Genomic DNA, 12961 nt, shown 5'->3' with positions numbered 1-12961 from the left:
AAGAGGCCGTTGTGACCAGGAGGCCGCTGTGACGCCGCGCCCCCGCGACGTGGCCGTCGTCGCCTTCGCCCAGAGCGACCACCGCCGCGCCACCCCCGGGCTCTCCGAGACGGAACTGCTCCTCCCCGTCCTGCGCGAGGTCCTCGACCGGGCCGGACTCGCCCCCGGCGAGGCCGACTTCACCTGTTCCGGCTCCAGCGACTACCTCGCCGGCCGGCCCTTCTCCTTCACCCTCACCCTCGACGGCGTCGGCGCCTGGCCCCCGATCGCCGAGTCCCACGTCGAGATGGACGGGGCCTGGGCCCTGTACGAGGCCTGGGTGAAGATCCTCACCGGCGAGGCGGACACCGCCCTCGTCTACGCCCACGGCAAGTCCTCCGCGGGCGACATCCGCGACGTCCTCACCCGCCAGCTCGACCCCTGCTACCTGGCACCCCTGTGGCCGGATTCCGTCTCTCTCGCCGCCCTCCAGGCCCAGGCCCTCATCGACGCCGGCGAGACCGACGAGGACGCCCTCGCCGCCATCGCCGCCCGTAACCGCGCGGCCGCCACCGACAACCCCCACGCCCAACTGCGCGGCGCCGTCCCCCACGGCGACTACGTCGTACGCCCCCTGCGCACCGGCGACTGCCCGCCCGTCAGCGACGGCGCGGCGGCCGTCGTTCTCGCCGCCGGCGAACGCGCCCGGCGGATGTGCCCCCGGCCCGCCTGGATCCGCGGCATCGACCACCGGATCGAACCCCACGACCCGGGCCGGCGCGACCTCACCGACTCGCCCTCCACCCGCCTGGCAGCCGAACGCGCCGGGGCCTTCGACGCGCCCGTCGACACCGCCGAACTCCACGCGCCCTTCACCGCCCAGGAAGTGATCCTGCGCAAGGCCCTCCGCCTCACCGGCGACGTCCGCGTCAACCCCTCCGGCGGCGCCCTCGCCGCCCACCCCCTCATGGCCGCCGGGCTCATCCGCATAGGCGAGGCCGCCGCCCGTATCCACCGGGGCGAGTCCCACCGGGCCCTCGCCCACGCCACCTCCGGCCCCTGCCTCCAGCAGAACCTCGTCGCCGTGCTGGAAGGAGACCCCGCGTGAGCGGCACGAGCAAGGAACCCGTGGCCGTCGCCGGCATCGGACAGACCCACCACGCCGCCGCCCGCCGGGACGTCTCCCTCGCCGGACTCGTCCGCGAGGCCGCCCGGCGCGCCCTCGACGACGCCGAACTCACCTGGACCGACATCGAAGCCGTCGTCATCGGCAAGGCCCCCGACTTCTTCGAGGGCGTCATGATGCCCGAGCTCCACCTCGCCGACGCCCTCGGCGCGGCCGGCAAACCCGTCCTGCGCGTCCACACCGCAGGTTCCGTCGGCGGCTCCACCGCCCTCGTCGCCGCGAACCTCGTCGCCGCCCGCGTCCACCGGACCGTCCTCGCCCTGGCCTTCGAAAAGCAGTCCGAGTCCAACGCCATGTGGGGCCTCTCCCTGCCCGTCCCCTTCCAGCCGCCCCTCCTGGCCGGCGCCGGCGGCTTCTTCGCCCCACACGTCCGCGCGTACATCCGCCGCACCGGCGCCCCCGCCGGCACCGGCACGCTCGTCGCCCACAAGGACCGCCGCAACGCCCTGAAGAACCCCTACGCCCACCTCCACGAGCACGGCCTCACCCTGGAGGCGGTGCGCTCCTCACCCATGCTCTGGGACCCCATCCGCTACTCCGAGACCTGTCCCTCCTCCGACGGGGCCTGCGCCATGGTGCTCACCGACCGCGCCGGCGCCGCCCGCGCCCCGCGGCCGCCCGCCTGGGTGCACGGCGGGGCCATGCGCAGCGAACCCACGCTCTTCGCGGGCAAGGACTTCGTCTCCCCGCGCGCCGGCCGCGACTGCGCCGCCGACGTCTACCGCCAGGCCGGGATCACCGACCCCCGCCGCGAGATCGACGTCGCCGAGCTGTACGTCCCCTTCAGCTGGTACGAGCCGATGTGGCTGGAGAACCTCGGCCTCGCCGCCGAGGGCGAGGGCTGGAAGCTCGTCGAAGCCGGCGTCACCGAACTCGACGGCGACCTCCCCGTCAACCCCTCGGGCGGGGTCCTGTCCACCAACCCCATCGGGGCCTCCGGCATGCTCCGCTTCGCCGAGGCCGCGCTCCAGGTGCGGGGCGCGGCGGGGGAGCACCAGGTGCCCGGCGCGCGCAGGGCCCTCGGGCACGCCTACGGCGGTGGCGCCCAGTTCTTCGCCATGTGGCTCGTCGGCACTGCCCCGCCCACCGGATGAGGCCGGATCCGGGGGCCTGTCGGGCACCGGCCGCGCTCGCTAGTGTGGGCGGCGACGACGAGCCGGAAGGGGTACGGACGTGGCGGACAGCACGACCGAACGACTGGCGGGCGACATGAGGCCGGACCTCGACCTCGCCACGGCCACGTGGCAGTCGAGCGACCGGGGGAGCCGGGGCAACGTGCAGATCGCCTTCGTGGAGGGCTACATCGCCCTGCGGGACCGCAGGGACCCCGACGTCCCGGCGGTGATCTTCTCGCCGGGCGAGTGGCGGGCGTTCATGCTGAGCGCGCGGGCCGGGGAATTCGACCTCACCTGACCGGGCCCGCCGGAGCTGTCGGCTCCCGGTGGAGGGACCCGCCCGACGGGTTCCCCGGCGGCACGGCGCCGCGGCGGGCACGTACGATGTGGGCATGTCCTTCCTCCGCCGCCGCAGCGCCGCCACCCCCACCGGGCCGGACTTCGACGTCCTCGCCATGGACCCCGGTGACTGGCCGGGTGATCTCGGTGCCGGGCTGCTCCCCGCGCCCGACGGCAGCTGCCAGGGGGTCTTCCTCCGCTACGACCTGTTCGGCGGCCGCGGTCCCGCGATGATCATCGGCAATCTGCCCGAGGGGTCCCCGGCCCGGGAGCTCGGCGAGGGCCAGGTGCCCTTCGAGGTGGCCCAGCTGCTGGCCGCTCTCGGCAACGACGAGCCGGTCCAGGTGGTGGAGACCGAGGACGTGCCCGTCATGCACGAGGACAACCTCCTCATCGTGCGCCGCCTGAAGTGCTCCGAGAGCCGGATCTCCTGCACGCAGTTCGACCGCAGCGACGGCGTCCTCGTCACCATCGCCAGCTGGGACCGGCCGATCACGGACGACCTCTACCAGCTGCTGAAGCCCCTCCCGGCCGAGATGTTCCAGGCCGGTTAGGACTCCTGACCGGTTAGGACTCCAAGCCGGCCAGGACCTTGACCGGCCCCACGAACCAGCGGAGCCCGGCACGCCGTCGCGTGCCGGGCTCCCGCCGTACCGGGGCGCTACCACCTGGAGGAGCGGACCTCCACGTCGGTGGCCTTCACAAAGGCCACCCGGTGCCCGAACTGGATCTCGTAGTAGACGTCCTTGCCCCGGACGATCCGGTGGCCCGACGGCTCGAAGGTCGCCGCCCACAGGTATTCGCTCGGCGAGGTCGCCCCCATCGCATACGACTGCCCGGCGAGCAGCTTGTACGGCAACGGCGTCACGGTCTGCACCGGAACGCCCGCCGGATAGGCCTCCTTCTCCGGGTAGGCGCGCCCGTACACGGGGATCTCGGCCAGGCCCTCCCTCGGAGTGATCAGCCGGCCGTGGGCGCCCACCGCCGTCGGATCCCACCAGGGGTTGCGGAACCACGCCTTCTGGCCCAGGTACCAGATCGCCGTCCAGCCACCCTGCCGTTCGGCCACGGCGAACTGCTGACCGGTGGAGGCGCGGGCACCCGTGTCGTTGACGTCGATCGTCGACGGGCTGCCATCCGGGCGCAGACCGATGTCCTGGATCAGCGGGGCGTCCTCACGCGGGGCGGTGTGCAGCCGCACGGCACCCGAACCGTGGGGGGAGCACTTCTCGCCCGGCTTGGCGCAGCCGGTGTAGACGGGCTGGTGGTCCTCGTAGTCGGGCGCGATGGTGACCATCCCGCTGAGGGGGCTCCCCGTCGCCTCGAAGGACTGGCCCATCAGGTCGAAGTAGTGCGCCCAGTCCCAGTACGGCCCGGGGTCGGTGTGCATGCCCCTGATGGTCGACGGGACGGTGCCCGGGACGTTGTCGTGGCCCAGGATGTGCTGGCGGTCCAGCGGGATGTCCAGCTTGTCCGCCAGATACTCCACCAGCCGGGCCGACGTGCGGTACATCTCCTCGGTGTACCAGGCGTCGGGCTGGGCGAGGAAGCCCTCGTGCTCGATGCCGACGGACTTGGCGTTCACATACCAGTTCCCCGCGTGCCAGGCGACGTCCTTGGTGGGCACGTGCTGGGCGATGTGGCCGTCCCCGGAGCGCACGGTGTAGTTCCAGGAGACATACGCCGGATCCTTGATCAGCTTGATCGTCGTCTCCCATGTCCCCTCGGTGTCATGGATGACGATGAAGTCGACCCTCTGCGAGGCGGGCCGGTCGGCGAGGTCGTGATTGCCGTAGTCCTTGCCCTCCAGCCGCTGGTACGGCGCCGGGATCGACTCGCAGGCCACCGACTCCGGGCACTCGGTGCCCCTGGACGGGAGGGTGCCGAGCCCCAGCCGGCGCAGCTGCTCGGCGTGGGGGGCGACCCGGGGGGCGGCGGGCAGGACGACCGCCTGGCCGCTGTCGGTGGTGCGCCGTTGCCCCTTGCGGATGACGTCGAAGACGTCGTTGGCGAAGGTGGTCGCCGTGGCGGCGTCGGTGGCGCCGGAGTAGCCGGCCACCGCCGCGTACCAGTCGGCGGCGTCACCGCTTGGCGGCAGGCCGAGGCGCTTCTGCTCGGCGGCCAGCAGGGCCGCGCCACCCTGGAGGTTGGCGGCGGTGCTCGCGCGGAGTTCCTCGGGGGAGCGTCCGGTCAGCTCGGCGGCCCGTTCCAGGGTGCGCAGCCGGGCCGGGAGGGCGGCGGGCGCGGGGACGTCCATCGCGCGGCGGCCCGCGGCACGCGGCCGGGCGAGATCACCCCGGGCGTCCTCGCCGGGGTCGCTGTGGTGCGGGGCGGCGGCCAGGGCGGTGGCGGCGTCGGTGAGATGCATCGGGCCATAGCCGGCGGTGACGCTGGGGGCGCCGCCATGGCTGTCCCAGCGGGACTCCAGATAGGAGACGGCGAGCAGCACACTGCCGGGTACGTGGTAGCGGGCGGCCGCCTGGGCGAACTCCCGCTGGAGCGCGCCGGCGGCGGGTTTGTCCGCCGTGGCGGCCGGGCCGGCCGTGGCCATCGGCAGGAGCAGGGCCGCCGAGGCGACCGCACCGAACACCCGCGTCCGATGGTTTCTTCGTCTGCCGGTCCTGGCGTTCCGTCGTGACTCCGGTACGGATCCTCGCAATGCGGCCTCCTCGGGACGGGCCGTGCCGAGCGCTTGGAGTGCTGATGGACCGAACTTACCAAGAGCAAAGCCCGGGAAGACGATCCGTCAATATGACTGGAGTGGTGCTCATCAGACTGGGTGGCGGGCGCAATCCACGTCAACGCCCGCGCCGGGGGTTTCCCGACGCGGGCGAGGTGACGCACCGGAGCCGTGCTCGCCCGTCCGGGCGAGCACCGACACGCCGTAAGTCGGCGGAACGGCGTGTCGGTCCGGCCCCTCAGCGGGTACCGACGGCGGCCCGGACGGCCCGGCGGGCCATCGCGCAGTCGTCGTGGAGCCGGCGGAGCAGGAGTCGCTGCTCCTCGCCGGACTCGGGGGTGGTGCCGGGCGGTGCGGGCTCGTGCATCGAGCGCTGGACGGCCGTCTCGTACGTCCTGATCTCCCGGGTGAGGACCAGCATCAGGTTGACCAGGAAGGCGTCCCGGGAGGTCGTCCCCGCCTGCTGGGCGTGCTGGCTGATCTGACGCCGTGCCAGCGGGGCGTCGCCGAGGACGGTCCAGAGCGTCGCCAGGTCGTACCCCGGCAGATACCAGCCGGCGTGGTCCCAGTCGACGAGCACCGGCCCGGCGGGGGAGAGCAGGACATTGGACAGCTGGGCGTCGCCATGGCAGAACTGCCCCTGGACATGGGCCAGGCCGTGGAGCAGCTTCTGGAGATCGCCCATGTCACGGTCGGTCAGCAGACCGAGCTCGTGGTAGCGGGCGATGCGCTTGCCGTAGTCCAGCGGCATGTCGAACATCCCGGCGGGCGGCCGCCAGAGATTGACCCGGCAGATCGCGCCGAGCGCCGCCCGGACGTCCGCGCGGGGCAGGGTGTCCACCGGGTGCCGCTGGGTGGCGGCGGGCCGGCCGGGCATCCGCTCGATGACCAGGGTGCAGTGCTCCGGATCGGCGGCGATGAGCCGCGGGACCCGGACCGGGGGGCGATGCCGGACAAACGCCCGATATGTGGCTATTTCATGACGGAATCGCTCGGCCCATGCGGAGGAATGGTCCAGTAAACACTTCGCCACGGCCGTACTCCGACCGGTGGTGCCGACCAGGAGTACGGAGCGCCCGCCCCGGCGCAGCACCTGGACGGGGTTGAACTCGGGGCAGATGCGATGGACCGATGAGATCACCGTGCGCAGCTGCGCGCCCTGGGGGCCGGACAAGTCGATTCTCCCGCTGAGCGGTTGGGTGCCCGGCCCCGGGGCCCTCCGCGCCCGCCCGCCCCCGAACGAGGCCCCCACGGCGTGGGAGGGATCGAGGTACGGGCCGCCGCCGCTCTGCTGGGGGCGGAGCGGCCGGGGCGGAGCGGACACGGAGGTCGAGGCTGCATACATGAGCGGAACAGGTCCCTTCGTGTCGGCGAATTGCGGCGCTACCCGGTCCCCGGTCCCGTGGGCACCCTGGGGAATGCGGCCGGGTTGCCGGGTGGCCGGGGTTGCGCGTTCCTACATCACACCCGATCGCGGGTGGCACACCATGTGGCGCACCCTGGCGAACCCTGGCGAATACTCGCTTGGCCCATGACGGCCCGAGTACCTTCAAGTCAGCCGAGGAACCTGGGGGCTTGACGTGACGAGGGAACCCAACACCCGCCTCGCGGACCTGTTCGGCCTGGCCGGCTGGTCCAAGGGCGAGCTCGCGAGACTCGTGAACCGGCAGGCGGCGGCCATGGGCCATCCGCAGCTGGCGACCGACACCTCGCGGGTACGGCGTTGGATCGACATGGGGGAGTCCCCTCGCGATCCCGTGCCCAAGGTGCTGGCCGCCCTGTTCACCGAGCGACTCGGCCGTGTCGTGACCATCGAGGACCTCGGGTTCGGCCGGCGCGGGCGCGCCGGCAAGGCGCAGACCCCTGACGGGCTGCCCTGGCCGCCCGAGCGGACCGCCGCGGTCCTCACCGAATTCACGGGAATGGACCTCATGCTCAACCGACGCGGCTTGGTGGGCGCGGGCGCCGCGCTCGCCGCAGGCTCAGCAATCAGTGGCGCGATGCACGACTGGCTCCACGCGGACCCGGTCCTGGCCTCCGACGCCCCGCACTTCGACGATCCCCTGCGCCTCAAGGCCGCGCAGGCGGACCCCGCCGCCTTCGACCGCTACGAGGCGGCCCCGGTCGGCTCCCTCGAGATCGACGCGCTGGAGCACTCGGTCGAGATCTTCCGGGTCTGGGACGCCCAGCGCGGCGGCGGGCTCCAGCGCAAGGCCGTCGTCGGCCAGCTCAACGAGGTGGGCGGCATGCTCTCCTACCGCCACCCCGACCACCTCCAGCGCAGGCTGTGGGGGGTCGCCGCCAATCTGGCGGTGCTGGCCGGCTGGATGTCCCACGACGTGGGCCTGGAGCCCACGGCCCAGAAGTACTTCATCATCGCCGCCCACGCGGCCCGGGAGGGCGGGGACCGCCCGAGGGCCGGCGAGGCCCTCTCCCGCTGCGCCCGTCAGATGGTCCACCTGGGCCGGCCGGACGAGGCGATGGATCTGATGAAGCTCGCCAAGTCCGGCTCCGGCCCCGAGACCCTGCCGCGCACCCGGGCGATGCTCTACACGGTCGAGGCCTGGGCCCAGGCCTCGATGGGGCGCGGTCAGGCCATGCGGCGGACGCTCGGCGAGGCCGAGGATCTCTTCGTCGCCGACAAGGGGGATGTCACCCCGCCGAGCTGGATGCAGATGTTCGACGAGGCGGATCTCCACGGAATGCAGGCCCTGGCCTACCGCACCCTCGCCGAGCACGATCCCACGGCCGCCCCCGTCGCCCAGCAGCACGCCAAGCGGGCGCTGGAGCTCCGCGGGGGCAGCGCCAGCGGTCGATGATCTTCGACTACATCTCCATGGCGTCCGCCTGCTTCATCGGCAATGACCCCGAGCAGGCCGACACCTTCGCCCGGATGGCGCTCACCACCATCAATGAGACGTCCTCCCACCGCACCTGGGACCGGCTGCGGGAGATGTACCGGCTCACCGGGAAGTACTCGGACTTCCCCGCCCTCTCACCTCTGCGGGAGGACATCCAGCGGGCCCTGTCCAAGGCTCCGGGAAAGAACCGCCCGACGGCCGTATGACCCGAGCCCGCTCAGCGGAAGTCAACTATGAGCAGTCAACTATGAGCCTGTGAGGCTATGAGCCGATACGGGCGATCAGCACGCACGCGTCGTCCTCGCGCTCCTTGTCGCCGAACTCCTCCAGTACGGCCCGCAGGCAGTCCTGAGCGGTGTCCGCCATGGCGAATCGCGGCGCGAGCTCCAGCAGCCGCCGGGCCCCGGACCGGTCCGCCAGCCCCTCGGTGTGGAGCAGCAGCACATCGCCGGGCAGCAGCCGCTCCTCGGTCTGCGCATAGGCGGCATCCGTCATGGCACCGAGCAGGACGCCCTCCGGGGGCCGCAGCGCCCGGCCCGCCCCGTCGCGGAAGAGCAGCGGGGCGGGGTGGCCGGCCTGGGACCACAGGAGGGTGCCGGAGGCGGGCTCGTAGCGGCAGCAGACCGCGCTGCCCAGGGCGGGCTGGGCGGAGGATTCCAGGAGGTGATTGAGCCAGCCCATCAGGGGGCCGGGCTCGGCCCCGGAGACCGCCATGCCGCGCACCGCTCCCAGCAGCATGGCCATGGTCGAGGTGGCGGCCACTCCCCGGCCGGTGAGGCCGCCGACGGTCAGCAGCGTCCGGCCGCCGGGCAGCTCCATCGCGTCGAACCAGTCGCCGCCGATGAGGCTGCTGGTCGAGGACGGGAGGTAGTGCCCGGCCAGGTCGAGGACGCCGCCGCCCGGGGCCTCGGGGCCGGCGGGAAAGCTCTGCGGGAGCCGCAGGGAGCCGCGCCACGGTGGCAGCACGGCTTCCTGCAACTCGACCGCAAGCCGGTGCTCGGTCCGGGCGGCATCCCGCCGGCGGTGCGCCGAGTCACGGGTCTCGTGCACCTCCTGGCGGAAGCGCCGCAGATCGCTGACGTCCCGCAGCACGGCCCACATGGAGCTCGTGCAGCCGTCGGCGTCGAGCACCGGCTCGCCCATCATGTGCACCGTGCGCACGGCTCCGTCGTCGCCGCGCACGATGCGGAACTCCCCGTCGATCGGCTTCCCGTCCACCAGGCAGTCGGTGACCATCGTGGTCAGCAGCCCGGTGTCCTCCTCCAGGAGGGTGGAGGGGAGCTCGTCGAGGGTCAGCGCGCCGTCCTCGGGGCGGCGGCCGAAGAGCGCGAAGAGCTCGTCGGTCCACGCCACCTCGTCGGTCAGCAGGTTCCACTCGGCGCTGCCCACCCTGCCGGGCGTCGTCGGGCCGTTCCCGGCCGTGAGGCCGTCCCCGTCCCCGCCCGCGCGGTCGTCCTCCGCGACGCGCGTGGCCGTGCCGGCACCCCGGGCCGCCGTGCCGCCCCTCGCCCCGGCGGAAACGCTCGTGCCGCCCCCGGCCCCGGCGGAGGCGGTCGTGCCGCTCCCCGCCCCGGCGCGCCGGGACGTGGGCAGGCCCGCGCGGAGCTGGCCCAGCTGCTCGCCGAGATCGTCCGCGTGGTGGGCGGCCAGCTCGCACAGGGCGCGCTGCCAGTGGAGCCGGGGGTCGTCCGAGGCCTCCGCGCTCGCCACCGCCTCCCGGCGCACGGCGTCGATGCCGCCTCTGAGCCGCCGCGTCTGCGAGATGAGCGCGTCCACCTGGCCGCGCTCGGGCGGCTCGGCGGCGGGACGGTCCGCGGACTGTGGGGACGGCATCACGTACTCCGATACAGGCGGGGCGCGGCCGGCTCCGGGGATCCGCTGGAGCGGCCGGCAGGACTGCTGTCACGACTGTGGCACAGGGAGCGACGGGCTGTAAGGGCTTTGGCAATACCCGATACGGTGGTGCTTGAGGCATATGCCGATGGCATGGGTGGGACATTTCCGGCGGCACTCCGCGGAACCCACCGCTCCGGGTAGGCTGCGGCGCTTGGGAGTACCCGAGTTTCCACAGTTCACCAGGCATAGCACAGGTGGACACCGGCAAGAATGCCGTCCGGAAGGAAATCCCGTTGCCAGCCGACTCCTCGCACCGGATGCTGACCCCATGTTCGATCCAGACATAGCGCCCAGCGGCACCCTGCTCGGCCTCCTCCAGCGAGGCCGCGGCGACGGGACCCTGCATGCCCTCGCGGCGCCGCGGGCCGAGGCGCTCGCGGCGCTGAACCACTGCGTGCTCCGCGACCCCCGCCGGGACTGGCAGGTGGAGAACCGCTCCCTCTACTACGCGCGCCTCTATCTGGACCTCGGCGGCAGGCTCGGCGAGATCGAACAGCACCTCTTCCACCCGGACGACCTGATCGACACCTCCGAGGAGCGCACGGGCCTCGCCCTGGCCGTCCTCGGCCACCTCGCCTCCTACGGCCGCGACGACGCCCTCGTCCTGCTGCGCCGCTACGCCGCCACGGGCGGGAACTGGGCCTGGGCCCTCGACGAGCTGGCCCTGCGCGACGACGACGCCGGGCTGCGTGCCCTGGCCGCCCCCGTCCTGGCCCGCTTCCCGCACACCCCCGAGGGCGAGGCCGCGCTGGCCGCCGCCGTCCGCGACGCCTTCGAGCCCCGGCCCTGGCGGCTGTGGGCCGACGACCGCCGCGCCCCCGCCACCGCGGCCCGGGTGCGCGCCGCCCGGGAGCAGGGCTCCTTCGACCGCTGGCAGCGCCAGCTGCGCCCCACCGGCCCCCGCCCGGGCTGGAGCGTGCGCGAGGTCCTCGACTGGGCCCAGCAGGGCCTCGACGCCCACCCCACCCAGCACCGCCACGTCCCGGCCACCCGCTGCCTGACCGCCGTGGCCGGGCCCGAGGACCGCCTGGAGATCATCGAGGCCGCCGCCTTCGGCCCCGAGGCCGCCCGCGCCACCGCCCTGCGCTACCTCGCCGAGCACCACGACCCCCAGGCCCTCGACCTCATCGAGACGGCCGCCGCCGACGCCGGCGAGCTCGTCTCCTCGGCCGCCGTGACCGCCTTCGAACGGATGCGCAGCACGGCCGCCCTGGAACGGGCCCGCGCCTGGATCCACCGGGGCAACGCGCTGGGCGCGGCCGCGGCCGGGATGCTCGCCTGCCGGGGCGCCGCCTACGACTCCGCGCTCGTCCTCGCCGCCCTGCGCCGCACCGTGCGGACCGAGGGCTGCGACGCGCCCGTCCTGTGGGACCTCGTCGACGGGGCCGGCCGGCTGGCGATCACCTGCGCGGCGCCCGTGCTGCGCCACATCTACCGCGAGACGGCCTCGTCCCATCTGCGGGGCCGGGCCGCGCGCGCCCTCGCCGCGACCGACCCCTCCTTCGCGGCGGGCTTCGCCGTCGAGTGCCTGTGGGACTGCGAGGAGTCGACCCGGGAACTGGCCGCCCGCCACGCGACGACGGCCGACGCCCGCGTCGTCGACCAGCTGCGCAGGCTCGCCTCCGATCCGGCCGAGGAGGCGGAGGTGCAGACGGCGGTGCGCAGCCGCTTCGAGCCGGAGGCTCCGACGGTCTGACCGCCGAAGCCGGCTCCCCGGTCCGCACCGGGCAACGGACGCCGGCCCCGCCTCCGGACGCCGGCCCCGCCTCCGGACGCCGGCCCCCGCCTCTGGGCGGCGGGCCCCGCCTCCGGACGTCGGCCCCCGCCTCCGGACGTCGGCCCCCGCCTCTGGGCGGCGGGCCCCGCAACGGGATCGGGTTCCCTCCCCGGGACGGCCGGGCCCCGCGGGGGGCCCGGGTCTTCCGGGCCCTGACCCGGTTCCCTGCCGCTCCGCGCGGGCTGGGAAGCTGACGGTATGTCACGATCAGCATCCAGGGGCGTCCCCACCGGGTCCGCCCCCTCCCGCCGCGCCCTGCTCGCCGGAGCCGCCGCGCTCGCCCTGTGGCCCACGGCGGCCATGGCCGCCGAGCCGGCCGGCACCGCCGCGCGAGAGCCGGCCCGTACCGCCGAGGGGCAGCCCGTCCGCATCACCGAGGGGCAGGTCGCCGAGGCCGCCCGGGGCCGGACGATCCTCTACCCCAGCGTCACCAGCTGTCTCACCGTCACCGTGCGGCTGAGCGGCGGAGCGAAAGTCGGCGCGCACGCCAGCCTGTTCCGGGTGCCCGGTGAGCTGCGCTCGGACGAGATCCTCGGTGCCGTCCGGCGCCGGGTCGCGGGGCGCCGGGTGCTCGCCGTCGAGGTCAGGGGCGCCGTCGGCGCCTGGGCCCCCTCGTACTTCACCAAGGCGATCGAGGCCTACGGCGACGGCGAGACCGTGCCCTTCCCGACGCGGCCCGACCCGGAGGGGCTGGCGCGCGCCGTCGCGGCCGGGCTCGGTCTGCCGGCGTCGGCGCGGGTGAGCGTCGAGGACGTGCCCGACGGCGATCAGACGGTCCGCTGACACCGGCCGTCCGCCGGTGGCCCGGTGGCCCGGAAAACGGGCGGCCGAGCCCGGCCGGTGTGTGTCAAGCTGTGGCGAAGGCCCCTATGACCAGGAGGTTTCAATGGCGGACGACGGAAGCTCCCAGGCCCCGGAGGGGCAGGAGGACGACGTGAGGCGCAAGTTCCGGGAAGCGCTGGACCGCAAACGCGGGAAATCGCCGGAAGGCGCCTCCGGCGGCCGGGGCCGTGACGGCTCCAAGATCCATGGCACTCACGGCAAGGCGGGCGGGCAGCGTTCGTTCCGCCGCAAGAGCGGCTGAGCGGCTGAGCGGCTGACCGCGCCCGGCGGCCCGGCGCCGCGGCC

Annotated in this window: 10 protein-coding genes and 1 pseudogene; 8 read left to right on the top strand and 3 right to left on the bottom strand. The window is 74.0% G+C overall.

What is annotated here, in order from left to right:
* Positions 1-28 precede the first annotated feature (28 nt).
* The 4 genes from EKH77_RS03895 (at position 29) to EKH77_RS03880 (ending at position 3173) form a co-directional block, all read left to right on the top strand.
* Positions 29-1087: a thiolase domain-containing protein gene (locus EKH77_RS03895; RefSeq protein WP_126913032.1), complete on the top strand. Its 1059-nt coding sequence runs from the start codon at positions 29-31 to the stop codon at positions 1085-1087.
* Positions 1084-2259 carry a thiolase domain-containing protein gene (locus EKH77_RS03890; RefSeq protein ID WP_126913031.1) on the top strand — a complete coding sequence of 392 codons (1176 nt, stop codon included), beginning with the start codon at positions 1084-1086 and terminating at the stop codon, positions 2257-2259. The genes EKH77_RS03895 and EKH77_RS03890 overlap by 4 nt, the downstream gene beginning before the upstream one ends.
* Positions 2260-2338: 79 nt before the next feature.
* Positions 2339-2578: a DUF397 domain-containing protein gene (locus tag EKH77_RS03885; RefSeq protein ID WP_126913030.1), complete on the top strand. Its 240-nt coding sequence runs from the start codon at positions 2339-2341 to the stop codon at positions 2576-2578.
* A 94-nt stretch (positions 2579-2672) separates the two neighbouring features.
* Positions 2673-3173 carry a hypothetical protein gene (locus tag EKH77_RS03880; protein ID WP_126913029.1) on the top strand — a complete coding sequence of 167 codons (501 nt, stop codon included), beginning with the start codon at positions 2673-2675 and terminating at the stop codon, positions 3171-3173.
* A 107-nt stretch (positions 3174-3280) separates the two neighbouring features.
* Here the strand turns inward: EKH77_RS03880 and EKH77_RS03875 are convergent, their stop codons facing one another.
* Entirely contained in the window at positions 3281-5278 is a 1998-nt protein-coding gene (locus tag EKH77_RS03875) for an N-acetylmuramoyl-L-alanine amidase (RefSeq protein ID WP_430980972.1), read from the bottom strand.
* Positions 5279-5537: 259 nt separating this feature from the next.
* Entirely contained in the window at positions 5538-6644 is a 1107-nt protein-coding gene (locus EKH77_RS03870; protein ID WP_126913028.1) for an aminoglycoside phosphotransferase family protein, read from the bottom strand.
* 235 nt (positions 6645-6879) lie between these two features.
* On the opposite strand from EKH77_RS03870, the pseudogene EKH77_RS03865 reads away from it, so the two are divergent.
* A pseudogene (locus tag EKH77_RS03865) lies at positions 6880-8366 on the top strand (DNA-binding protein NsdB).
* Positions 8367-8421: 55 nt separating this feature from the next.
* Here the strand turns inward: EKH77_RS03865 and EKH77_RS03860 are convergent.
* Positions 8422-9993, bottom strand: coding sequence for a PP2C family protein-serine/threonine phosphatase (locus EKH77_RS03860; RefSeq protein WP_126913027.1), 1572 nt, complete (start codon positions 9991-9993; stop codon positions 8422-8424).
* Positions 9994-10324: 331 nt separating this feature from the next.
* On the opposite strand from EKH77_RS03860, the gene EKH77_RS03855 reads away from it, so the two are divergent.
* From EKH77_RS03855 to EKH77_RS03845, 3 genes are all read left to right on the top strand, one after another.
* Positions 10325-11752, top strand: a complete 1428-nt coding sequence (locus tag EKH77_RS03855) for a HEAT repeat domain-containing protein (protein WP_126913026.1) — start codon at positions 10325-10327, stop codon at positions 11750-11752.
* 279 nt (positions 11753-12031) lie between these two features.
* Positions 12032-12616, top strand: a complete 585-nt coding sequence (locus EKH77_RS03850) for a hypothetical protein (protein WP_240667208.1) — start codon at positions 12032-12034, stop codon at positions 12614-12616.
* A 103-nt stretch (positions 12617-12719) separates the two neighbouring features.
* Positions 12720-12917, top strand: a complete 198-nt coding sequence (locus EKH77_RS03845) for a DUF5302 domain-containing protein (RefSeq protein ID WP_126913025.1) — start codon at positions 12720-12722, stop codon at positions 12915-12917.
* The last annotated feature ends 44 nt before the right edge of the window (positions 12918-12961 follow it).

Origin of the sequence: Streptomyces luteoverticillatus, assembly GCF_003970715.1 — a bacterium.
GTDB lineage: Bacteria > Actinomycetota > Actinomycetes > Streptomycetales > Streptomycetaceae > Streptomyces > Streptomyces abikoensis.
Note: the sequence above shows the minus strand (reverse complement) of the source record. Positions and strands in the feature narration are given on the sequence as shown.

What these genes read in the sequence shown, in the direction of transcription:
- EKH77_RS03880 (WP_126913029.1), top strand. Translation starts at nt 2,673, where the DNA reads ATGTCCTTCCTCCGCCGCCGCAGCGCCGCCACCCCCACCGGGCCGGAC.
- EKH77_RS03870 (WP_126913028.1), bottom strand. Translation starts at nt 6,644, where the DNA reads ATGTATGCAGCCTCGACCTCCGTGTCCGCTCCGCCCCGGCCGCTCCGC.
- EKH77_RS03860 (WP_126913027.1), bottom strand. Translation starts at nt 9,993, where the DNA reads ATGCCGTCCCCACAGTCCGCGGACCGTCCCGCCGCCGAGCCGCCCGAG.
- EKH77_RS03855 (WP_126913026.1), top strand. Translation starts at nt 10,325, where the DNA reads ATGTTCGATCCAGACATAGCGCCCAGCGGCACCCTGCTCGGCCTCCTC.
- EKH77_RS03850 (WP_240667208.1), top strand. Translation starts at nt 12,032, where the DNA reads ATGTCACGATCAGCATCCAGGGGCGTCCCCACCGGGTCCGCCCCCTCC.
- EKH77_RS03845 (WP_126913025.1), top strand. Translation starts at nt 12,720, where the DNA reads ATGGCGGACGACGGAAGCTCCCAGGCCCCGGAGGGGCAGGAGGACGAC.